The 24,223-nt window shown below is 67.3% G+C and carries 14 protein-coding genes; 7 read left to right on the top strand and 7 right to left on the bottom strand.

Features of this window, described 5'->3' with window-relative positions; genetic code table 11:
- The first annotated feature begins 174 nt into the window (after window positions 1-174).
- Window positions 175-1,032, top strand: coding sequence for an ectoine hydroxylase (gene thpD, locus GM1_RS07130; protein WP_081604238.1), 858 nt, complete (start codon window positions 175-177; stop codon window positions 1,030-1,032).
- A gap of 81 nt (window positions 1,033-1,113) precedes the next feature.
- Window positions 1,114-4,431 carry an arabinosyltransferase domain-containing protein gene (locus tag GM1_RS07125; protein ID WP_008377615.1) on the top strand — a complete coding sequence of 1,106 codons (3,318 nt, stop codon included), beginning with the start codon at window positions 1,114-1,116 and terminating at the stop codon, window positions 4,429-4,431.
- Between the two features lie 16 nt (window positions 4,432-4,447).
- On the opposite strand, the gene GM1_RS07120 is transcribed toward GM1_RS07125, so the two are convergent.
- Complete coding sequence (locus tag GM1_RS07120) at window positions 4,448-4,954, bottom strand: VOC family protein (protein WP_008377613.1); 507 nt, start codon at window positions 4,952-4,954, stop codon at window positions 4,448-4,450.
- A gap of 166 nt (window positions 4,955-5,120) precedes the next feature.
- Between GM1_RS07120 and GM1_RS07115 the strand changes: the two genes are divergently transcribed.
- The gene (locus tag GM1_RS07115) at window positions 5,121-6,146 is read left to right on the top strand and encodes an NAD-dependent epimerase/dehydratase family protein (RefSeq protein WP_008377612.1); all 1,026 of its coding nucleotides are present in this window, start codon (window positions 5,121-5,123) and stop codon (window positions 6,144-6,146) included.
- Between the two features lie 42 nt (window positions 6,147-6,188).
- On the opposite strand, the gene GM1_RS07110 is transcribed toward GM1_RS07115, so the two are convergent.
- On the bottom strand, window positions 6,189-7,010 hold the full coding sequence (locus GM1_RS07110; RefSeq protein ID WP_157435871.1) for a hypothetical protein: 822 nt from the start codon (window positions 7,008-7,010) through the stop codon (window positions 6,189-6,191).
- 96 nt (window positions 7,011-7,106) lie between these two features.
- Here GM1_RS07110 and GM1_RS07105 point away from each other — a divergent pair, with 96 nt between their 5' ends.
- Together GM1_RS07105 and GM1_RS07100 are read left to right on the top strand one after the other, a co-directional pair.
- Window positions 7,107-10,454 (top strand): arabinosyltransferase domain-containing protein, encoded by a 3,348-nt coding sequence (locus tag GM1_RS07105; RefSeq protein WP_008377610.1) that lies wholly within the window; start codon window positions 7,107-7,109, stop codon window positions 10,452-10,454.
- The gene (locus tag GM1_RS07100) at window positions 10,451-13,747 is read left to right on the top strand and encodes an arabinosyltransferase domain-containing protein (protein WP_008377609.1); all 3,297 of its coding nucleotides are present in this window, start codon (window positions 10,451-10,453) and stop codon (window positions 13,745-13,747) included. Before GM1_RS07105 ends, GM1_RS07100 begins: the two co-directional genes overlap by 4 nt.
- Before the next feature lie 31 nt (window positions 13,748-13,778).
- Here GM1_RS07100 and GM1_RS07095 read toward each other — a convergent pair whose 3' ends face one another.
- Window positions 13,779-14,738 (bottom strand): hypothetical protein, encoded by a 960-nt coding sequence (locus GM1_RS07095; RefSeq protein WP_008377608.1) that lies wholly within the window; start codon window positions 14,736-14,738, stop codon window positions 13,779-13,781.
- A gap of 128 nt (window positions 14,739-14,866) precedes the next feature.
- Window positions 14,867-15,319, bottom strand: a complete 453-nt coding sequence (locus GM1_RS07090; protein ID WP_008377607.1) for a DUF2231 domain-containing protein — start codon at window positions 15,317-15,319, stop codon at window positions 14,867-14,869.
- A gap of 105 nt (window positions 15,320-15,424) precedes the next feature.
- Here GM1_RS07090 and GM1_RS07085 point away from each other — a divergent pair, with 105 nt between their 5' ends.
- Entirely contained in the window at window positions 15,425-16,201 is a 777-nt protein-coding gene (locus GM1_RS07085; protein WP_008377606.1) for a TSUP family transporter, read from the top strand.
- Window positions 16,202-16,247: 46 nt separating this feature from the next.
- The gene (locus GM1_RS07080; protein WP_008377605.1) at window positions 16,248-16,964 is read left to right on the top strand and encodes a VIT1/CCC1 transporter family protein; all 717 of its coding nucleotides are present in this window, start codon (window positions 16,248-16,250) and stop codon (window positions 16,962-16,964) included.
- Here the strand turns inward: GM1_RS07080 and GM1_RS07075 are convergent.
- From GM1_RS07075 to pks13, 3 genes are read right to left on the bottom strand one after another with little or no spacing between them, the layout of a single operon-like run.
- Window positions 16,961-17,278, bottom strand: coding sequence for a putative quinol monooxygenase (locus tag GM1_RS07075; protein WP_008377604.1), 318 nt, complete (start codon window positions 17,276-17,278; stop codon window positions 16,961-16,963). The genes GM1_RS07080 and GM1_RS07075 overlap by 4 nt on opposite strands.
- A gap of 7 nt (window positions 17,279-17,285) precedes the next feature.
- A complete protein-coding gene (locus tag GM1_RS07070) occupies window positions 17,286-18,836 on the bottom strand; it encodes an acyl-CoA carboxylase subunit beta (protein ID WP_008377603.1) in 1,551 nt (516 codons plus the stop codon).
- A 13-nt stretch (window positions 18,837-18,849) separates the two neighbouring features.
- Complete coding sequence (gene pks13 / locus GM1_RS07065; protein WP_008377602.1) at window positions 18,850-24,156, bottom strand: polyketide synthase Pks13; 5,307 nt, start codon at window positions 24,154-24,156, stop codon at window positions 18,850-18,852.
- Window positions 24,157-24,223 lie beyond the last annotated feature (67 nt).

Here is a 24,223-nt window from a genome sequence, read left to right as displayed (position 1 = left end):
CGGGCTCTGGTAGCGGTGGAGGGTGGGCTCGACAACCGTCGAGATCCGAACGCCTCTGGAAGGGAGGATTCCTTGACCACTGCGAATGACACAACCACGGACCCATCGACGCGCGCCACGCGTTCGACGAACGTGCACGATCGCTATCCGACGCGGCTTCACGAAGCCGCCCCGATGATGCGACGACCCGACCCCGTCGTCTGGGGCTCGGTCGACGGCCCGTTCACCGCGGACGAGATCCACGATTACAGCGCCAAAGGCTTCCACATCGAGGACGGGCTCTTGACGCCCGCTCAGGTCCAGGAATGCTGGACCGAGTTCGACCGGCTCACCGGCGACCCCGATGTCGAGGCGTCGGGCGCCGTCGTCCGCGAGTCGAACGGCGACGCGGTCCGCTCGATCTTCGCCGTCCACCGACACAGTCCGGTGATCGACGCCTTGGCCCGCACCCCGCGGATCCTCGACCGAGCGAGACAGATCCTCGGGTCGGAGGTGTACATCCACCAGTCCCGCATCAACGCGATGCCCGGCATGGTCGGAACCGGATTCGGCTGGCACTCCGACTTCGAGACGTGGCACGCGGAGGACGGGCTGCCGACGCCGCGGGCACTGAGCGTCTCGATCGCACTCACCGACAACTTCGCGTTCAACGGCGGACTCATGTTGATGCCCGGCGCGCACCGCACGTTTGTGCCGTGTGTCGGACGGACGCCCGATGACAACTTCCGCGAGTCCCTGCAGCGGCAGCGGGTCGGGGTCCCCGACGACGACACGGTGTTCGAGCTCGGCTACGAACACGGAATCGAGCAGTTCACCGGCGCCGCCGGCTCGGCCCTGTTCTTCGACTCGAATTCCATGCACGGGTCGAGCAACAACATCACCCCGTACTCGCGGGCGAACGTGTTCCTGGTGTTCAACAGCGTGCACAACGCGCCGACCGCTCCGTTCGCCGCAGCCCGTCACCGGCCGACCTACATCGCGGACCTCGACACGACACCGCTGACGCCGTTGCCGCACACCGTGTTCGCCTGACGTTCTCTCGGGACTCCAGTTCCGGGTCCGGTCTGCGGGGACGACCGGACCCGGACATCGGGGCAGATAGGATGACGTGCTGTGCCAGCCTTCACCGTCCGTAAAGCCCAGATAGTCGCCGTCGTCACCGGCCTGCTGGGTCTGGTGTTGGCCCTGGCGACTCCCCTACTGCCGGTGAAGCAGACTGTGTCGGAGATCAGTTGGCCGCAGAACGGCACGGTGAACTCCGTGTCCGCGCCGCTCATGTCGTACACGCCGATCGACCTGACCGTGAGCGTCCCCTGTTCGGCCGCGAAGGCTCTGCCCGCGGGCAAATCGGTGCTGTTGGAGACCACAGCTCCGTCTGCGGCGAAGTCCACGCAACGCGGCCTGGTGATTCGGGTGACCGGCGAGCAGGCGACCCCGGCCGCCAAACGCAGCGTCGAAGTGATCAACCGCAACATCCCGTTGGTGTCGGCTCCGCTGAACGACGTCCTGTCGTCGTCGTGCACCAGCATCGACGTCCACGCGACGTCGGACGCGGTGACCGCAGAGTTCGTCGGGCTGACGACCGGGTCAGGCGATCCACGGGAAGGCAGCACGGTCGAGACTCCGGGCGGCGATCAGCGTCCGCAGCTGACCGGCCTGTACACCCAGCTCGCCGGCCCAGCCTCCGCACTGCCGGGGCTGTCCGCTCATGTCGTCATCGACTCCCGCTACACGACCACACCGACCGTGCTGAAGTGGGCGGCGATCATCGTCGGCGTCCTCGCGATGCTGATCTCCCTGGCCGCACTCGCGCGCCTGGACGCCACCGACGGCCGTCGGCACCGCCGGTTCTTCCCTGCCCGCTGGTGGCGACTGAACCCACGCGACTACGTGGTGGTCGGACTGCTGCTGGTATGGCATTTCATCGGTCCCAACACCTCGGACGACGGCTACCTGATGACGATGTCGCGGGTGGCTCAGGAGAGCGACTACACCGCGAACTACTTCCGCTGGTTCGGCGCACCTGAGGCGCCGTTCGGCTGGTATTACCAAGTGTTCGGCCTGCTCAGTCACGTGAGCGTGGCCAGTCCGTGGGTGCGTCTGCCCGCCTTGGCGTGCGGCGTCATCTCATGGCTGATCATCTCGCACGAGATCCTGCCCAGGCTCGGTCGAGCGGCGATCACCCGTCCCGCCGTGGGATGGACCGCGGCCGCAGTGTTCCTCGTCGCGTGGTTTCCGTTCAACAACGGCCTTCGTCCCGAACCCATCATCTGCCTCGGCGCACTGCTCACCTGGTGCTCGGTGGAACGCGCGATCGCCACCGGACGACTACTCCCCGCCGCCGTCGCCTGCGCCGCGGGCGCGTTCAGCATCGCCGCGGGTCCGACGGGCGTCCTCGCGGTCGCGGCCCTCGTCGCAGGCGCCCGCCCGATGTTCCTCGCACTGGTCAAGCGTGCGCGCGAAGTCCAGCGCCAGGCCGGCCGGAGCCTGGCACTGGCGTACGTCAGCCTCCTCGCGCCCATCGTCGCCGCGGGCACGTTCGTGATCTTCGTGGTGTTCTCCGGTCTCACGCTGACCGCGTTCACCGAGGGCTCGACGATGAAGACGGAGCTCGGCCCGTCAGCGCACTGGTACAACGAGATCGACCGCTACTCGTCGTTGTTCGCATTCTCCGCCGACGGCTCGGTGGCGCGCCGATTCGCGGTGGTCGCCATGTTCTTGGCGATGGCCGTCGCGGGCGCAGTCCTGATCCGCAAGTCGCGCATCCCCGGAACGGCGATCGGCCCCTCGCGCCGCATCGTCGGCATCACATTCGGGTCGCTGCTCTTCCTCATGTTCACGCCGACCAAGTGGACCCACCATTTCGGCGTCTTCGCCGGATTGGCTGCGGCCCTCGCCGGCCTCGCGGCGATCGCGATGAGCTCATCGGCCACCCATTCGCGGCGGAACCGGACGGTGTTCGCGGCACTCGTGGTGTTCGTGACCGGCCTGGCGTTCACCGCCCCGAACTCCTTCTACTACGCGTCCGCGTGGGGGATGCCCTGGTCGACCTCACAGGTCTCGATCGGCGGAATCCTGCTTCCGCAGGTGCTGCTGTACGCCTCGCTCGCCCTGCTGCTGCTCGCGCTGTGGTTCCACTTCCGGGAGCCGTTCACGGGAATCGACCCCGTCGTCAAGCACCCGCGAACCATCCGACACCGCGTCGGCGGCTTCCTCGCCTCTTCGCCGTTGGGGATCGCGGCTGCAGCTGTAGCCACGTTCCTGCTGGCCACCGCCGCGATGACAGGCGTCAAGCAGAGTCAGTCGTTCTCCGTCCCGCGATCGAACCTCGAAGCGCTCGCCGGACAACCGTGCGGCATGGCCGACAAGATCTGGGTCGAGGCCGATCCGAGCCGGTTCCAGCTGAGTCCGGTCGACGCCACCCTGCGCGACCCGCTCCTCGGTCCGACATCACAGCCTGCGGCCTCAGAGCACGGCGCGACATCCGGATTCTCCCCCGCAGGTGTCCCGGATGATCTGACGACGAAGGCGCCCGCGGGCACCCTCGGTGTTCTCGCCTGGAATGCAGGCGCCGATCCGGACGTGCTGATCTCGAACAGCGGCGGCACCGGCGGCGGCACCACCACGACGCCCGGCGCGAACGGCTCGTTCGCCAAGCTGCCGTTCCAACTCGATCCCTCCAGGACCCCGGTGGCGGGCAGTTACATGAAGGACGAGCAGACTCCGGCCAACCTGACGTCCGGCTGGTACCGGATGCCCGCCGACTACAAGGACCGTCCGCTGCTGACGTTCTCCGTCGCGGGCCTGTTCGGTTCCGATGATCTGCGCATCGAGTTCACAACGGATCCGATCACCGCGTCCACGCGCGAGGCCAATCTGACACCGTCGAGCGACATGACGATGATCGATCCCGGTCCGCGCCCGTCATGGCGCAACGTGCGCATCGACACCCCGTCCTTGCCGTCGGACGTGACCGCGGTGCGGATCGTCGCCAACGACTCCAATCTGACCGATGACCGGTTCGTGATCGTGACTCCGCCGCGTCTGCCCGAGATGACGACCCTCCAGGAGACTGTCGGCGACACCGATCCGGTCCACGTCGACTGGACGTCCGGACTGGTGTTCCCCTGCCAGCGGCCGTACAACTTCCACGCAGGCGTGGTCGAGATCCCCAAGTGGCGTGTGAAGCCGGGGGCCGACCTGTCGGCGGCGGTCAGCACCTGGCAGGGCGCACTCGGCGGCGGCCCCCTCGGCTGGATCGAGGTGTCCCAGCAGGCCGACACCGTCGCGACCTACCTCCGAGGCGACATCGGCCGCGACTGGGGCGCATTGGAGAAGTACACACCGTTCGACGGCGCCGTCCCCGCGGAGATCGACTACTCCACCGCCACCCGCAGCGGACTATGGAGCCCCGCCCCCATCCGCCACTGACTTTCCCGACCGAACGTCAGCCGTAGATCGACAGATCTGTTCGGGGGCCACCCGGAGTGTCAGCTCCGTAACGCTTGATCTCCGCGTCGAGGTCGAGAGGCCGAGTCGGCGGGACGCCGGGGTACAACTCCTCTCGGACGTGCGCGTCGGGCACCAACCAGGTGACTTCGAAGTCGATCCCGTCGGGGTCGACACCGTAGACCGCCTTCGTCGCCGCATGGTTCGACGCGCCGGCCATCGCGTCGGCGGCGATCATCTTGTCGCGGACGGCGGCGAGATCGGCGAGGGTCTCGACTTCCCACGCCAGGTGATACAGACCGACTGCGCCGGTCGGTCTCCGATCGGCTCGAGCCTGGAACAGACCGAGGTCGTGGTCGTTCGCCGAGTCGCCGCAGCGGAGGAAAGCACCTCCGGGGAAGTCGACCGGAAGCTTGGTGAACCCGAGTACCGAGGTGTAGAAATCAACACTTCGCTGCACGTCACTCACGAACAACACCGCGTGATTGAGACGTCGTACCGACATCGTTGAGCCTTTCTGCCCTGTCGCCGAATCCATGCCGACCGCGCGGACGGGGTTGGCACCGCCTCCACTGTGACCTATGCTGACCCGAGCCCATGAATTAGAACATGTTCTAGTTACTGCGACTCCCGAGACGGGTCGCGCCACGTCGGACACATAGAGGATTCACATGAAGGTCGCCGTCACCGGAGCCGCAGGTTTTGTCGGAACCAACCTGATCAACCAGCTCGTCGCCGACGGCCACGACGTCGTCGCCATCGACCGGGTGTCGCCTGCGCACGCGATCGATCACGCGCAGGTCACCTGGCTCTCGGCCGACATCTTCGACCAGCCTGCACTCGAGTCGGCGTTCGACGGCGTCGACACGGTATACCACCTCGTCGCGATGATCACGCTCAAGCAGAAGGACGAGCTGGCCTGGCGAGTGAACACCGAGGGCGTCGCGTCCACGGCCCGCGCCGCACTCGCCGCAGGCGTCCGCCGCTTCGTCCACTGCAGCTCGATCCACTCGTTCGACCAGTACACCGACAACGGGGTCGTCGTCGAGACGTCGCGCCGCTCCGAGGATCCGGAGCTCCCCGTCTACGACCGCTCGAAGTGGGCGGGCGAGCAGGAACTCCGCAAGGTGATCGCCGAGGGCCTCGACGCCGTCATCTGCAACCCGACCGGCGTGTACGGTCCCGTCGATCACGGGCTGTCGCGTATCAACGGCATGCTGCGCGACGCCGCGCAGGGCAAGGTCCCACTGTTCCCCGAGGGCACCTTCGACCTGGTCGACGTGCGCGACGTGGCACTCGGGCTCACGCTCGCCGCGGAGCACGGCGTGACCGGCGAGAACTACCTCCTCGGCGGCGAGCAGGTCCGGCTGTTCGACGCGATGCGCATCGTCGCCAAGGACTGCGGCCGCCCCCGCCCGATCGCGGCTCTCCCGCTCGGCGTGTTGAAGGTGTTCGTACCGCTGATCGAACCGATCGGGCACCGTCTCGGCTCCGATCTCGTGTCGAAGGCGTCGATCGCGGCGCTCGTCGCGCAGCCGACAGTCGACATCACCAAGGCTCGGACCGTGCTCGGCTACCAGCCGCGTTCCTCCGCCGACACCCTCTCCGACCTCGACGCCTTCCTCGCAGATTCCCGTCAGATGGGCTCGGCTCGCCCGAAGTCGGGCCGCCGCTTCACATCCGTGGTGCCTGCCTGACGGGTCCAGCCCTCAAGCCGCCCCGGCACGGTTCGACACGCCTCAGCTTCCGCCACCCGAGGCGTCCGACTCGTAGCGTGACGAATGCGGGTAGAACTCGATCGGCGTCGACGAGTCCAACTCGACCAGCGGTTCACCGTCGGTCATGACGTACACGGTGACGGGGGTGCCCGGAATCGGAATGGTCGACGCTGTGGCGTGCAGCCGCACGCGTACCGACCGGGTCCGTCCGCCGTCGTCGTAGCGGATCGGCACGTCGCCCCCGAAGTTCCATTCGCCGGGGTCCGGCAGTGCCGCGATGACGCCCGCGCATCTGCGGCCTGTCCGCCGACCGTCGATGATGCGGCCCATCTCGACGCGCGCGTCGCGCACCTCCCGCGGCGCCGTCAGAGCCGCCCAGGTCGACACCGCCGCCGACACGGCCGCCGGGGCCCAAAGGCAACCCGCACCAGCGTGCGACACGGCAGGCAGAAGCCACGCGCCCACCAGGCCGACCAGGGCGCCTCCGCATACAACGCTGATCAGTATTCGCCCCACGGCACGCCCCTGCATGAGTCGTTCCGTGCCGTCCACCCATGTCCCGACGAGCAGAAACAGCCCAGCCGCCCCGGCCGGGACGATGAGGAGGAGCCACCACCACGCCGAGACGCCGTCGACATCCTGGACCCGAGCGGCGAGCGCGATTCCCCCGAACACCGCCAATCCGATGCCGACCGTCGAGCCTCCGGCGATCGCTGCATATCCGGCAGTCAGTGGTGGAATCTCGGACGTCTCCGGCGGAACTCGCACCAACCGACTGTTGCTGACCCCCGGAGAACTGAATTCGATCCGGTCGCCCAACCAGTACCACTCGTCGTCCGCCATCATTCCTCCGTCCCACCTCCTCGCATTCTGCCCGAACAACGCAAGTGTCGTTTGGGCAGGTGACGGCACCGTCGACTAACGTCAACAGGCGTGCCAGTGTCGACATCCGCCCCAGCCGAACGTCCGGACGAACCGTCCGAACAGCCCGCGTCGAGTCCGCTCTCCGCGGGGATCGCGAGACTCGTCGCCGTCATCGCCGGACTCGTGGCCGTCATCGCCGCAGTTCTGACGCCGCTGCTGCCGGTGTCCACGACTACCGCGTCGGTGACCTGGCCGCAGGGCCAGACGCTGAGCGCCGCCGATCCGTCCGTGGTGGCCCCGCTGATCGCGCAGACCGCGCAGTCGCTCGACGTCACGATTCCTTGTGCCGCGCTCGCCGGACTCCCGCAGGGCGGGTCGACCGTTCTCGCGACGATGCCGGCCAAAGCGCCTGGCGCATCGCAGAAGATGCTGACGGTCACCGCGTCCGACACCGCGATCACCGTGCTCATGCGGGCGAACATCGCCGCTACGGCCTCCCGCGCCGACATCGCGGCAGGCAAGTGCACCGCCTTGCGGATCTTCGCTTCTCCGGAGCAGACCGGCGCACAGTTCATCGGCCTCGGCCCGGCGAAGATCCTCGAGGCGAGCAAACGCCCGCAGGTCGAGGGCTTCTACACGACACTGACCACCGCGCAGATCGAGCAGCTCGCCGCGAAGGGCCTGCATGCGCGCATCGACGTCGACAACCGGTATGAGAGCAGCCCGTCGGCTCTCAAGGTGATCGCGATGGTCATCGCCGTGCTGGCCACTGTCGTCGCCCTGTTCGCACTGTGGTGCCTGGACCGGATCCACGGGTACGTCGGTGGACTCGTCCGCCGCACCGGCTCCTGGCTGTCGCTGCTGCGTCCTCGTGTCTCAGACCTCATCGTGACCGGCGTCCTGGTGCTGTGGACGTTCCTCGGGGCGGCCGCCCCGGACGACGGATACATCCTGACGATGGGCCGCGCGGCCGACGCATCGGGCTACATGTCGAACTACTACCGCTTCTACGGTGTCGCCGAAGCGCCGTTCGACTGGTACTACAGCTTCTTGTCCCTGTGGTCGCAGGTGTCGACGGGCATCGTGTGGATGCATCTCCCTCAATTGGTCGCAGGCCTGCTGACCTGGTTCGTCCTTTCCCGGGTTGTGCTCCCCCACCTCGGTGTCGCCCGAGGGTCCAACCCATGGGCCACCGGCACCGCCGCGGCCGTCCTCCTCGCCTTCTGGCTGCCGCTCTGCTCCGGGCTGCGCACCGAAGGCGTGATCGTCCTGGGTTCTCTGCTCACGTGGTGGGCGACGGAGGCGGCGATCACCCGACGTCGTCTGCTGCCCGCCGCCCTCGCCGCGACCACCGCGGCGTTCACTCTTGCGCTCGCACCGCAGGGCGTGATCGGCGTGGCGATCCTGCTGGTCGCCGCCCGGCCTCTGCTGCACATCCTCGTCGATCGGCGACGTGAGGTGGGGCTTCTGCCACTGCTCGCGCCGATCGCCGCCGCCGGGACCGTGGTGGCCGTCGTCGTGTTCCGCGACCAGACGCTCATGACGATTCTCGAAGCGGTGAAGGTCAAGTATCAGACCGGGCCGATCGTGCCGTGGCACCAGGAGTTCCTCCGGTACTTCTTCCTCACCGTCACCACACCGGACGGTGCTCTCGCCCGCCGCATCGCCGTCCTGTTGATGTTCGTCGCGGCGATCATCACCGCGATCGTGCTGCTGCGCCGCCGCACCATCGACGGTGTGAGATACAGCCCGGCGTGGCGTCTCGTCGGAGCCTTCGGCGTCACCCTCCTGCTGTTGTTCCTGACTCCGGTCAAGTGGACGATCCAATTCGGCATCTTCGCGGGACTCGCCGCTGCGCTGTCGGCGATCGCATGCCTGGCGATCGCTCAGGCGGGTGCCCGTTCCTCTCGCAACCTCGCGGTGCTGACCGTCGGCCTGCTGTTCGCCTTGGCCGCCGCCGCGGCGGGCAAGAACGCCTGGCCGTACGCGTACCGCTACGGCATCGTGTGGTTCGACATGCCGCCCGCATTCCGTGACATCCAGGCGTCGTCGGTGCTGCTGTTCCTGGCCGTCGTCGCAGTCGCGGTCGCACTGTGGCTGCACCTGCGTTCGGACTACGTCGCCAATCGCGGGCTGGCCCACCACGACGCCGGAGAGCCCGACTCGCCCGCCGACAAGCGACGTCTCGCGCTCGCATCGACTCCACTGCTCCTGATCGCGTCGTTGATGGTCGTCGCGACGCTTGCGGCGTTCGGCAAGGCCGTGGTGACCCGCAGCCCCGCGATGACCGTGTTCAGCAACAACGTCTCGTCCCTGACCGGCGGCACATGCGCGATGGCCGACAAGGTCCTCGCCGAACCCGACGCGAACGCAGGCATGCTCGTCCCCGTCGGCGGTGTGTCCGCGACGAAGGCGCTGACCGGCGACAAGCCTGTCGGATTCACGCCCACCGGCATCCCTGGTGACCTGACACCCGATCCGTCGAGCGCCCGAGCAGGGCAGATGCACGTCGGAGGCTCGACGTCGAAGCCTTTCGCCATCGTCGGCGGACTCGGCGCGGGCTCCGACGGCGGCCTCGGCCCGACCACGGTGAACGGCTCGAACGCGGCGCTGCCGTTCGGCCTCAAACCGGAGTCGACACCCGTTCTCGGCAGCTTCGGCTATCAGGCGAACGCGTACCTGACGACCGGCTGGTACCAACTCCCGAGGCGCGACGCGTCGCCGATCATCGTCTTCTCGACGGCGGGCGCGGTGTCGACGTTCGACATCGACGGCAACCGGGGGCCGGGCCAGATGGTGGTCGCTCAGTTCGGCAAGACCGGACCAGGTGGCGAGTTCGTTCAGGTCGGAGCCGACGTGACGCCGATCGATCCGGGTCCGGTCATGCCGAACAGGCCGTGGCGAAACCTCCGCGTGCCGATGGCAGACGTCCCGCCTGCCGCCACGGTGATGCGCCTTCATCTCGCCGACACGAACCTCGGCGTCTGGCAGTTCATCGGCATCACGCCGCCGCGCGCCCCGAAGCTCGTGACGCTGCAGGAGATGGTCGGCTCGGACGCTCCGACATTGATCGACTTCTCGGCGGCCGCGCAGTTCCCCTGCCAGCAGCCGATGACGTTCACGCACGGTGTCAGCCAGGTGCCTCAGTGGCGGATCAGGCCCGACTTCGTGACCGCGAACTCGCAGTCGCGGACATGGATGACCGCCAAAGCAGGCGGTCCGCTGTCGATCGTCGAATCGACCACCAAGCAGTCGACCGTCCCGACTTACCTGAAGGACGACTGGCATCAGGACTGGGGTTCGCTCGAGAAGCTCACCCCGCTCAGCCCTGACGCCACGATCGCCCGCGTCCACACCGCACCGGCCACCGCGTGGGGCTGGAGCCGCACTGGAACCATCCGTCTGGAGCAGCCGCAACAATGACCGACTCTGATTCCCCGCGCCCCGAGACTTCCCGGTACCGCCTGGCGAAGATCACCGCGGTCGTCGCCGGCCTCCTGGGTTTCCTCATGGCGGTTCTGACGCCGATCCTCCCGATCAACCAGAAGACCGCCGAACTGCAGTGGCCGCAGAACGATGCGATCACCAACGTGACGGCGCCGATGGTGTCGTTCGTGCCGATCGACATGACGGCGACGGTTCCGTGCGCGCTCGCGAAGTCGTTGCCCCGCGAGGGAGGCGTCCTGCTGTCGACGCTCCCGACGAAGGGCCGGAAGGCGACCGCCCGCGGCCTGTTCGTGCGCGCCACCGCAGACACAGTCGACATGGTGGTCCGCGACGTGGTCCTGGTCAGCGCCGACCGGAAACTGGCCGAGTCGAGCGCCGACTGCGCATTCACCCTCACCGGCAGCGGAGACGGCGTCACCGCAGGCATCTCCGGTGTCCCCGCTGGTGACACGACGTCGTTCACCACCGACGATCCCGACATGCGGCCGCAGATCACCGGCGTCTTCTCCGACCTGCCGTCGACGGCGTCGCGCGACGGGCTGAACCTGAATGCGACCGTCGACACCCGCTTCATCAACTCGCCGACACCGCTGAAGCTCGCATGCATCGTCTTCGGCATCCTGATGACCCTGCTGTCGCTGATCGCGCTCGGAGTCCTCGATTCGCGTGACGGCCGCGGCCACAAGCGGTTCCTGCCCGCCGGATGGTTCACCATCCGCGGACCGGACGTCGCCGTGTTCGCCGTGCTGGTGCTGTGGTGGCTGATCGGATCCAACACCTCCGACGACGGGTACAACATCACCGTCGCCCGCATCACCAGCGAAGCCGGATACGCCGACAACTACTTCCGGTACTTCGGCGTCCCACAGGACCCGTTCGGATGGCACTTCCAGGTGCTGTCCTGGATGACGCACGTGAGCGTCGCGACTCCGTGGCTGCGTCTGCCGTCGCTGCTCTTGGGGCTGCTCGGCTGGTGGATCATCAGCCGCGAGGGCATCCCTCGTCTGGGCCGCGCGGTCCGCAACTCCTCCGCCGCCGTCTGGGCGGGCGCGATGGTGTTCCTCGCGATCTGGATGCCGTACAACAACGGCATCCGCCCGGAGCCTGCCGAAGCCGTCGGCGCCCTGCTGACGTGGGCCTGCGTCGAACGGGCGATCGCCACCCGCAGACTGCTGCCGTACGCGTTCGCGACGATAGCGGCCGCGCTGACACTGGCGCTCGCACCGGGCGGTCTGATGGCCGCCGCCGCGCTGATCGCCGGTCTGCGGCCCGTCGTCAAGGGTGTGGTGGCGCGCCGCAAGCGCGACGGCCTGCTGCCGATGATCGCTCCGATCCTCGCTGCCGGTTCGGCCGTGCTGTTCATGATCTTCTACTCGCAGGCTCTCGGCCCGCTGTTGGAGGGCAATAAGGTCGCGACCGACGTGGGACCGACCGAGCAGTGGTGGCAGGAACCGCAGCGCTACTACTGGTTGGTGTTGAACACCGGTGATGGGACGTTCCCCCGCCGCTTCGGCATCCTCCTGATGATCCTCGCGCTGGTGGTGGCGATCTTCCGTCTGGTGTCGAGCCGTCACCCGGCCGGAGTCGCGAGAGCTCCGTTCTGGCGTCTGATCGGCATCATGATCGGCACGATGTTCTTCATGTCGTTCACGCCGACCAAGTGGACGCACCACTTCGGCATCTACGCGACGATCGGCGCCCTGCTTGTCGCGGGCACCACCGCGATGATGGCTCCCGCTTTGCTCCGGTCACGCCGCAACCGCACGTTCTTCGCCGCCGCGGTGCTGCTGGTGACCGCGGTCGCCACCGCGGGCAGCAACATGTGGTGGTACGTCGGCTCCTACGGCATCCCGTGGTGGGACCAGCCGATCGCGATCGCCGGCGTGAAACTGAGTTGGCTCGCGCTGGCCGCGACGTTCGTCGTCGCGGGCGTCGGTCTGTGGTTCCACTTCCGCGACGACTACGCCGACGACGACGTCCGGACCGGCGCGAAACGCTCGGGCCTGATGCGGTTCACGTTCTCTCCGATTCCGGTGATCGCCGCGCTCGTCGTCGTGTTCATGCTCGGCTCGTTCGTGAAGGGCGCGTGGGTGCAGCGCGACAGCTGGTCGTGGGCGAAGTCGAATGCTCGCGCGTTGACCGGCGACGAGTGCGCTCTCGCGAACGACATCCTGGTGGAGTCCGACCCGAACGCTGCCGTGTTGAAGCCTGCCGCCGTGAACGGCCGTCCGGCCCCGTCGGCCGCTGCCGCCCTCGGCGCAGAGAACTCCGGGTTCACCGCGGACGGCGTTCCGTCGACGGCGATCATCGATCCCCTCGACCAGAAGAAGGACGACACCGAGGAAGAGGACGCGACCGCGCCACCGACCGCGGGCGGCGACTCCGTGGACGAAACCGAGACCTCTTCCGATGAGTCGGATACGGCCCCGGAGGAAGTCGCGGAGAAGCCCACGACGAAGGTGAAGCTCCCGTACGGCCTCACCACTCCGATGCTGGGCAGCTACGGTTCCAAGCAGGTCAGTGAGCTGACGACCGGTTGGTACGAGATCGGTTCCGCAGCCGGCGAGACTCCGGATGACCGGCCGCTGCTGAGCGTCGCCGCGGCAGGCTCGATCGCCGCGTTCGACGATCACGGTGTCCTCACTGAGGGACGACGCGTCGTCGCCGAGTACGCCCGCCGCGAAGCCGACGGCCGGGTGACACCGGTCGGTGCGCCGCAGGTGCCGGTGGACGCCTTCGCGAAGTCGTTGAACTGGCGCACACTGCGGTTCGCATTGGCCGACGCGCCGCCGCGCGCGTCCCTCGTCCGGATCCACGTGCTCGACGACGGCGCCGCCGTCAACGAGTGGGTGGCCCTCACGCCGCCGCGCGTTCCAGCCCTGCAGACGTTGAACGACGTCGTCGGACGCACCGATCCGGTGTTCATCGACTGGATGCCCGGCCTGGTGTTCCCGTGCCAGCGGCCGATGGCCGTCCGCAACGGGCTCCTCGAGCTTCCCAAGTGGCGGATCATGCCCGACGCGGAGGCGACACGGAAGAACACGCAGACCTGGCAGGACGGCGTGAACGGCGGCCCGCTCGGCATCACCGAGGGCCTGCTCTCGTACACCCTGGTCCCGACGTACCAACGCAACAATTGGGCCCGCGACTGGGGTGGCCTCGAGCGTTTCACCCCGCTCGTCGACGCCCAACCCGCCGAGATCGTCACCGGTACCCAGAAGGTGAGCGGCCTGCACAACCCCGCTCCCATGCGGTCGAAGGGCTACTGAGTCGTGTCCGCCAGTTGTGTCACGTATGTGGTCACAACTGGCGGATGGAGCAGTTCTTCGAACGGCAGGGATGCGGAACGTCGAGCCAGCCAAGCCGATTCAACACAAGTCCGACCTTCTGCGCGGTGGTGCATGCGCGGTCGAACGCCTGGCCATAGCCGACGCGAAGAGTTTCCCGCCTCTCCCATACCGCGGCATCGAGATCTCGTTCGAGGTCGGCGTCGTGGCCAGTCGCCGTGTCGTGAAAAGTACGGCCGTCCAGTTCAACGATGAGGCCGAACTCCTCGTACAGGACGTCGCGCAACCCTCGCCTGCCTGAACGCGTCTCGGCCTGCCTGGTCGGCTTCGGTAGGCCGTGTGGACGCTCGACTCTCGTCAGATAGCCGTGCTCGAGCACAGACAGGCTGCCATCGCGCACATCGATGAGGACGTCGCGCAGGAACGCACTCCGGGCGATGCGGGGCCTTGCTTCCAATGCCGCGAGCAATCGGTCTGCCGTCGTCAATCGAGCCTGGACGGCGTCGGACAACCTGGCGATCACCGCTGCTTCGCTCTTCGCCGACGCTGCGAGATCGATGATCGCCTCTTCAAGGCGTATGCGCGGCGGATGCATGTTGTACATCGACACCGCAGCAGCGTCAGCGCGATAGTGGACCACGACGCCCTTGCGCTTGGTGACGCTCCGATGCACGTCCACCAAGATGTGGATCGGAAGTGAGCCTCCTCCTTGAACCGCCTGCAACGCAGACTCGTGACTGAGAACCGACGGAGAAGCGTCGAGCACAGCCACCCAAGCACGCTGCCTCCACGACAACGGCCCCGTATGCGTCACGTACACGCCGCGGACCGCGACAACCCATTCCCGGCGTCGGAGCTTCTGCCGCACGAATCCCGAGTCGAGACCACACTCCAGAACTTGTGCCCTCGTGAGAACGCCGTCCTGCTCACGGATCAGCATGTTCAGTCGGTATGTCGCGTCAATGTCCCCCATGCCCGGACTGTGCCACTGATCCCGGCGATCGCGGTAGCGGGTTGTCCACAGCGCCTGTGGACAACCTTCTGTCCGCCAGTTGTGTCACGTATTTGGTCACAACTGGCGGACAGGGAAGGATGTATGACTCAACCACCCCAGACTGAACGGGCACCGGAGTCGCCGGCTTTGTAGACCAGGTAGAGGGCGGCGACGGCGGCGGCGACGGAGAGAACCCGGGCGACGACGTCGACGATCTTCAGGACCGGCTCCGACAACGGAAGTCGCTCGACGACCGGCGGCAGGGTCACGAGGTACATCAGCAGCGCGGCGCCGAAGAGACACCCGACGCCGATGATCACGACGTCGCCCGCTTCGGTGTGCGTCGCGACCGGCCCGGACACGCCGTCGGGGTATCGCTGCTCCTCCAGTGCCTCACCCGCCGACATCGCGACCCACGTGGCGATGAGACCGAGGAACGCGATGATCGACGGCAACGGGCCCATCTTGGTGCGGGCAGCAGGCCACACCGCAGCCGCGATCGCCACCAGCGCGGCGACCGGGACCGCGACGACCACAAAATGCACGACGAGCGGATGCAACGGCAGACCGTTGAAGGTGTCCGTAACCTCAGAATCCTAGGGTCACGACGCCGACTTCGCCGGGTAACGTGAGACGTCACCAGATCAACCGACCGGAGGGGCACAGTGGGACTACCCGACGGTGGGCTCCTGGCCCTCCTGATCGGCGGTTCCCTCGTCGCAGGCTGGATCGACGCGGTCGTCGGCGGCGGCGGCCTCGTCCTGATCCCACTGATGCTGATCGTCTTCCCGACCATCCCGCCCGCGACGGCGTTCGGCACCAACAAGCTCGCCGCCATCTGGGGAACGGCCACCGCCGCGTTCATGTATCTGCGCAAAGTGGACGTCGACCGCCGGATGGTCGCTGTCAGCGTCCCCATCGCAGGCGGATGCGCGGTGATCGGCGCACTCGCCGCGTCCGCCGTCAGCTCCGACGTGATGCGGCCGTTCGTCATCGTCTTGATGGTGACCGTCGGCGCATTCGTCGCGTTCCGGCCCCAGTTCGGCGCGACACACGAATCGTCGGAACCGGTCTCTCGCACCCGCTTCGCGATCGCACTCGGGATGCTCGGCGTGATCGGCTTCTACGACGGCGTGTTCGGCCCCGGCACCGGGATGTTCCTGATCATCACCCTCACCGCCCTGCTCCATCAGAGCTTCCTGCAGAGCGCAGCCATGGCCAAAGTCGCCAACACCGCGACCAACGTGGGCGCGCTCATCGTCTTCGCTTCCCAAGGCCATGTGATGTGGCTGCTCGGGGCGATCCTGGCGCTCGCCAACGTCGCGGGTTCGGTCCTCGGCTCCCGGCTCGTCCTCGGACGCGGAACCGCGATCGTTCGATACGCGCTTCTAGCCGTCGTCGTGGTCATGGCCGTGAAACTCTCCATCGACCAGTTCGCATAGCCTCGCATTGCTTGTCGCCGCCCTCTGCGGGGGACAAGATCAACGCATGACGACCGAAGCCACGCACCCGCACGAACCGCACGCCACCGGCCTGGCGAACCGGCTCAACTGGCTGCGCGCGGGAGTACTCGGCGCGAACGACGGAATCGTGTCGACTGCGGGCATCGTCATCGGTGTGGCCGCGGCGACCTCCGAACGAGGCCCGATCTTCACCGCCGGCATCGCAGGGCTGGCAGCAGGCGCCGTGTCGATGGCGCTCGGCGAGTACGTCTCAGTCAGCACACAACGGGACACCGAGGCCGCACTGCTGGCAAAGGAGAGGTGGGAGCTCGCCAACCAACCCGAAGACGAACTCGACGAGCTGACTCAGATGCTCGTCGCACGCGGACTGTCTGAGACGACCGCCCGCGAAGCGGCCGAAGAACTCACCGAACACGACGCGTTCGCCGCCCACGCCCAGGTGGAGCTCGGCATCGATCCCGACGATCTGACCAATCCGTGGCAGGCGGCGGTGTCGTCCGCCGTGTCGTTCACAGTCGGCGCACTGCTCCCGCTGATAGCGATCCTGCTGCCACCTGACACCTGGCGAGTTCCAGTGACGTTCGTCGCCGTCCTCGTCGCGCTTGCGGCCACCGGCGCCCTGGGCGCGTATCTCGGACAGAGCTCACCCGTCCGCCCGACAGCCCGGATGGTGATCGGCGGCGCCATCGCCATGGGCGTCACCTACGGCATCGGCGCCGCGTTCGGGCAGGTCGTCGGCTAGATCTGCAGCTCGCCCATCGCGTCCCAGCCATCACCGTCGACCTGGCGAGAGATGATGCGCGGCGTCTCGACGAGATGCGGCCGCATCGCCTCCAGACCGGCAGCGAAGTGAGTACTCGTCACATGCGGACCCGCACCGTCGTTCGTGAACGCCTCGACGAGGACGAACTCGTTCGGATCGTCCAGACTGCGCGACCACTCGAACCACAGGTTCCCCGGTTCCGCGCGCGTGGCGGCGGTGAACTCCGCCACCGCAGAGGGAAATCCCTCCACACTCTCCGGCTTCACTTTGAACTTCACAACGATGAAATACACGAGAACCTCAGATCGGCATCAGGAAGTGCTTGCGCGGCGAGCGGATCATCTGCTTGTCGCGGAGCTGCGCGAGCGCTTTGCGGAGTTGCAGACGCGTCTGAGCAGGCTCGATGACGGCGTCGACGTAACCGCGTTCGGCCGCGAGGTACGGCGTGGCCATCATCGCGTTGTAGAACGTGATGAAGTCCTGCCGCACCTTGTCGGCGTCGTGGGCGCTCAATCCCTCGGTCTGACGACGCGTCAGGATCGCCGCCGCCGACTCCGCGCCCATCACCGCGATCTTGGCCGTCGGCCACGCGAAGTTGACGTCGGCGCCGAGCTGCTTGGAACCCATCACCGCGTAGGCGCCGCCGTATGCCTTGCGCAGCACCACGGTCACCTTCGGAACGTCGGCCTCGACGTAGGCGAACAGGAACTTGCCCGACCGGCGGATCGTGCCCTTCTGCTCCTCCGCCAGACCGGGGAGGATGCCGGGCGTGTCCACCAGGAACACGAGAGGAATGTTGTACGCGTTGCAGATGCGGACGAAGCGGGTCGCCTTCTCCGACGAGTCCGTGTCGATCGTGCCTGCCATGACACTCGGCTGGTTGGCGACGATGCCGACGCTGTGGCCGTCGACGCGCGCGAATCCGGTGAGGATGTTCGGAGCGAAGAGCTCACCGACCTCGTGGAATGCACCATCGTCGAACAGGCGCAGGATGATGTCCCGCATGTCGTAGCCCGCGTTGTCGTTGTCGGGCATGAACTCGTTGAGGCTCAGGTCCGACTCGGTGACCTCGGGCTCGAGACCGGGGTTGATCACCGGCGGCTGCTCGAACGTGCTCGACGGCATGTACTCGAGGTACTCGCGCACCCACTCGAAAGCGGCCTTCTCGTCCTCGGCGACGTGGTGGATGTTGCCCCACCGCGCCTGATTGTGGGCGCTGCCGAGGTCCTCCGCGGAGATCTCCTCACCCGTCGTCTGCTTGATGACGTCGGGTCCGGTGACGAACATGTAGCTCTTGTCCTCGACCGCGACCAGGATGTCGGTGTTCGCCGGTGTGTACACCGCACCTCCGGCGCACTTGCCGAGGATCACCGAGATCTGCGGCGACAGACCCGACAGCAGGTCGTTGCGACGTCCCATCTCCGCGTACCACGCGAGAGACGTCACAGCGTCCTGAATGCGCGCGCCTGCCGAGTCGTTGATGCCGACCATCGGGCAGCCGAGCTTGCCCGCCCACTCCATGAGTCCGGCGACCTTGCGGCCGAAGATCTCGCCGACAGTGCCGCCCATGACGGTCTGGTCGTGACTGAATGCGGCGACCGGACGCCCGTTCACCAGGCCGTGACCGGTGACGACACCGTCGCCGTATCCCGTCTCCGACGATCCGGGCGTCTTGGCGAGCGCTCCGACCTCGACGAACGTTCCTTCGTCGAACAACAGCTCCAGGCGCTTGCGGGGCGACAGGATGTCCTTCTTGGCCCGCTTGGCGATCGCGGCGTCGCCACCGGGCTCCTTCGCGAGCTCCAGCTTCGCGCGCAGGTCGGCGAGCTTTGCGGCAGTCGTATCGGTCACGGCGTCTCCAGTTCTACTTATCAGCGCTCAGGTCGGCGACACGGCGAGCCAGATCGGCCGCGACCTTCGCCACATGCGGTTCGTCGACGATGCCGAGATGATCGCCGCCGATGTGCAGGATCTCCAGATCGTCCACGACCTCGCCCCAGCGGCCGTCCTCGTCGATGACCGCCCACTGCGGTTCGAGTTCGATCGCACCGTCGTGCATCTTGTCGGCGCGGTACAGGACCACCTTGCCGTCGTACCGCGACGGGTTGATGTTCGTGAGCACGCGGTTGTCGATGAACGACGTCCGCTGATGCTCGATGATTCCGCCCGGGATCTTCTGGTCGGACATCGACATCATCTCGAGGATGATCGCGAACTGCTCGTTGTCGTCAGCAGCCATCAGGCGATCCATCGGGATCGGGATGTTCTCGTCCAGGCCGTACGTGCGGACCGCGAAGTCCTTCCACCGCTCCAGGCGAGCTCGCTTGTTCTCCGGGGTGTCGGCGACGTCCTCACGCGGACGGACGACGTCGATGAGACCGACGAACGCCACCTCCTCGCCCTGCTCGATGAGCAGTTGCGCCGCACCGTAGGCGAGCGCGCCGCCCAACGACCAGCCGACGAGCACGTAGGGACCGTGAGGCGCGATCTCGCGGAGCTTCGGAAGGTACTGCTTCACTCGCTCCTCGATGGAGCCCTCGACGCGGTCGAAACCGATCACCGGCATGTCGTCGGGCAGACGCTTCACCAGCGCCTCGTACGCCGACGTGTTGCCACCCGCCGGGTGGAACACCAACATCGGAGTCGGATCTCCCGCGGAGGTGTCGAAGGTGTGCTGCGGCTTCCCGTCCTTCGACGGCACCTGCAGGTAGCGCACGAATCCGTCGATGTCGGCCGCATCGTCCATCTGCTGTCGGACGTAGTCGGACAGCTCCTCGATGGTCTCCGAATCGAGGACGTCCTCGATGTCGACCTCTCCGCCCGTCCGCTCGTTGAGACGGTCGGTCAGCTTCTGCGCCGTCTCCTCGTCGAGGACCGGCAACTTGTTGAAGATGCCACCCGCGGACTTGCCCGTCACCACCGCGTACGCACCGAACGTGAGACGCTCCGCGGCGTCGCGCGGCGGCACGTCCGTGCCCGCAGCCTCCGCCGCAGCCGCCTGGCTGTGGATGTCGACGGAATCGGGTGCCGGGGTGTCGGTGTCTGTAGTCGGCTCGGGCGTGTCCGTCACCTCAGTCGCGTCCGGCACCGAGGTCCCATTGGCCGCGTCCGTCACCTGGTTTCGACCCTTCGACTCGCTGCGCTCGCTCAGGACGGCGCTCGGTTCCTCGCTAGCGCTCGGACCCGGCTCAACCTGCTCCGATGGAGTCGGAGCTTGCTGCTCCTCCTGCATCGCAGCATCGATGTAGGCGTTCAGCGCGGCGGTGTCGAGTTCGCCGCCGTCGGTGGTGCGGGACGACAGGTCGTCGAGCTGATCGCGGTGCGTCACGGCGAAGGCGACGAACTTCTCGACGTCGCCGAGATTCGCCTGGCGCATGGCCTGAAGCTGGAGCTGCGGGATGTCGAACTCGTACTCGACGCGGTTCTTGATGCGGACCGCCATCAACGAGTCCAGTCCCAGCTCGATCAGTGGGATCTCGCGCGGCAGATCCTCCGGGTCGTAGCCCATCGACTCACCGACGATCACTGCGAGCCGGTCCCCGACGGTCTCGCCGGAGTCCGGACTCCACTTGGCGCCCGCCCCGATGTCGTCGACGATCTCCGGCTCCTCGACAACCTTGTCGTCGGAGGCGACAACGGCATCGGGAACTGCGGCCACGACAGCCGGCGCCACGACAGCAGCCCCCGTCACGGCAGCGGAGAACAGCAGAGCGTGGCCGCCGGCGGCGTCGGCGTGGACAGTGATCGCGCCGCCGCCCGGATGGGCGGTGAACGTCGTGGTCACGGTTCCCGATGCGGGGAACGCACCGACCGACTCGGCCGCGGCGACACTCGCGTCTGAGCCGAGCACATGCTTCGCGGCAGCGAGGACGAGTTCACGCGGATCGGTGACCGCGGACGCGTTGACCTCCCACGCATGACGACCGTCGGGCAGGCCGACGTGTGACCCGGGGATCGTGCCAGCACCGGAGCCGCTCGTGAGGACTGCGGTCAGCCAGTACGGCTTCCGCTCGAAACGGGTCCGCGGGATGTCCGCGAACTTGGCGCCCTGCCCGCTGCCGAACAGCGCTGCGACGTCGACGGGATGACCGTGGACGTACAGCTTCATCAGCGCGTTGACCAGGCCGTAGCTTTCGTCTTCCTTACGGCGAAGGGTCTCGATGAGCTCGGCGTCGAGCACACCGGCACCGAATGTCGTCGCGGCGACGGAGATCAGGACGGCAGGGTTCGGCGACAGTTCGATGAACGTGCGATGCCCGTTCTCCACCGACTTCGCGATCGCCTGCGCAAACCACACGCTGTGGCGCAGTCCCTTGAGGAAGTACTCGATGGTGTGCACCGGCTCGTGACCGGGGCGGTAGAACACCTCGCGGTCCACCGAGCTGTAGAAACCGACCGTCGGGCGGGCCGGCGTGATGCCGGTCAGCTCGTACGACAGTTCGCCGAGGATCGGATCCATCTGCGACGTGTGGCTCGCGCCCTTGGTCTGCAGCTTTCGGCCGAGCTTCCCCTCGGCCTCCGCGCGGGCGACGATCGCGTCCACCTGCGGCCCGGGGCCGCCGATGACGGTGTGCGTCGGCGCGGCGTACACGCAGATCTCCAGATCGGGGAAGTCGACGAGCACATCGTTGATGTCTTCGGCGCTGTACTCGACGAGCGCCATGAAGCGGACGTCGTCGCCGGTCAGCATCGACTCGCCCTCGCCCATGAGGCGCGACCGCTGGCAGATCACCCGGGTCGCGTCTTCGAGCGTCAGGCCGCCGCTGATGTAAGCGGCCGACGCCTCACCCATCGAGTGCGGCACCAGCACGCCCGGCTCTGCGCCGTAGTGACGCATGGTGTCGGCGAGTGCCACCTGAATCGTGTAGATGCCGATCTGCGCGGTCTCGATCGCGTAGGTCTGTTCGTCGTCCAGGAAGATCTCGACCATCGAGTAGCCGAGTTCGTTCTGGATGATCGCGTCCACGCGGTCGGCGTACTTCGCGAACACCGGGTTCTCGGTGTACAGCTGCTTGGCCATCTTGCGATGCTGCGAACCGAAGCCCGACAGCAGCCACACGGCCGACGCGGCGTCCGGGGCGTCGCAGGTGTAGACGAACGGCAGCACCTTGCCCTCGGCGACGGCGCGCACACCCTTGACGGCGTCCTCATGGGTGCGGGCCATGACGACCGACCGGGTGCGTCCGTGATTGCGGTGCGCGAGCGCGCGACCGATCTCGACGAGCGGCGTCGCGCCCGCGTCGGCCTCGAGCCATTCGAGGAGGTCGGCGGCGGCCTTGCGGCGACGAGACGCGAGGAACCCGGAGATCACCAGCGGGACGACTGCCCCGGGGACGGCGGCAGGCGCAAAACCCTCGGCCGGATCCGCCTCGGCGACCGGTACCGTCTCGACCTTCTTCGGCGCCTGTGCGGCGAGCACGGCGCGCTCGGCCTCGGTCAGGAAGTCGTCGTCATCGTCGTAGTCGTCGACGGGCGCAGGCTCCTCCGCGACGGGCGCCTGGGCAGTGACCTCGACGAGATCGGACGGCAGCACCTCGCGCACGACGACGTGGGCATTGGTTCCGCCGAAGCCGAAGCCCGAGACGCCCGAGACGGCGTGCCCCGAGTACCGCGGCCACGCGGTCGACTCGGTGATCACGCGGAGATTGGTGGCCTCGAACTGGATGTACGGGTTCGGGCCGACGTAGTTCTTCGACGCGGGAAGCACGTCGTTCTGCAGCGACAGGACCACCTTGGCGAGCGCACCGGCGCCTGCGGCCGACTCCATGTGGCCGAAGTTGGTCTTGGCCGAACCCAGCAGCATCGGCGACTGCGGCTCACGTCCACGTCCGACGACGCGACCGAGGGCGTCGGCTTCGATCGGGTCGCCGAGCACGGTTCCGGTGCCGTGCGCCTCGACGTAGTCGACGGTGCGCGGGTCGATCGCGGCGTCGGCGTACGCCGAGCGCAGCACCTCCACCTGGGCTTCCGGGTTGGGCGCGAAGATGCCGTTCGACCGGCCGTCGGAGTTCACCGCGCTGCCCGCGATGACGGCGAGCACCGTGTCGCCGTCGCGACGGGCGTCGGCCATCCGCTTGAGGACGAACACGCCGCCGCCCTCGGAACGGATCATGCCGTCGGCGTCGGACGAGAAGGCCTTGATTCGACCATTGGGCGCCATCGCGCCGATCTGGTCGAAGCCGAGGGTCGCGGCAGGCGTGATCAGCATGTTGACGCCGCCTGCGATGGCGACGTTCGAGTCACCGTTGCGGAGACTGCGAACCGCTTCGTGCACTGCGACCAGCGACGACGAACACGCCGTGTCGAGCGCGATCGACGGGCCGTGGAAGTCGAAGAAGTAGGACACGCGGTTCGCGATGATCGACGTCGCGGTACCGGTCAGCGCGTACGCCGCGGTCTCGCTCGCGCCCTCGCCGAGTCCCATCGTCGCGAGCAACTGGTAGTCGTTCGTCGACGTGCCCATGAACACGCCCACCTGGCCGCCGCGCAGGTCGCTCGGCGGGATGTGGGCGTGCTCGAGGGCCTCCCACGTCAACTCGAGCGCAAGACGCTGCTGCGGGTCGACCATCTCGACCTCGCGCGGGCTCATCTGGAAGAAGTCGGCGTCGAAGCCCTTGATGTCGTCGAGGTAGCCGCCCTGGACGTTGCCCTTCTCGATCAACTCGGCGAGACGTGGCTCCGCCTTGAACTCCGTCCACCGATCCTCGGGGAGGTCGGAGATGCCGTCGTTCCCGTCGATCAGCGCCTGCCACGTCGACTCCGGCGTGTGGCCTGCACCCGGGTACCGGGTCGAGAGACCGACGATCGCGATGTCGTCGTTGCTGTCGCGCTCGCGCTCCCAGAAGCGGTCGGTGTCGACGTCGAGTCCTTCGTCGGGATCACCTTCGATGACGCGCTTGGACAGCGACGCGATCGTCGGGTGCGTGTAGACGACGGTGGCGGTGAGGATGACACCCGTCCGGTCCTCGACGTCGGCAGCCAGCGCCACTGCGTCGCGGGACGACAGCCCGAACTCCTCCATCGGCCGGTCCACGGCGATGTTGTCGACGGGCTGCGCGGTGGCCTGCGCGACCCATGCGCGCAGCCAGTCCTGCAGTTCCTCGACGGTCATGTCGCCCGCGGTCTCGCCTGCGGTGTCGTCATGGGACTCGGGTGTTGTGTTGTCAGACATCGTTCACCAGCCTACTGATCGGTTCGATCGTTGGTAGCACGCAAGCCCGGTACGCCTCTGAACGAGG

Source organism: Gordonia malaquae NBRC 108250 (assembly GCF_000344135.1).
GTDB lineage: Bacteria > Actinomycetota > Actinomycetes > Mycobacteriales > Mycobacteriaceae > Gordonia > Gordonia malaquae.
Note: the sequence above shows the minus strand (reverse complement) of the source record. Positions and strands in the feature narration are given on the sequence as shown.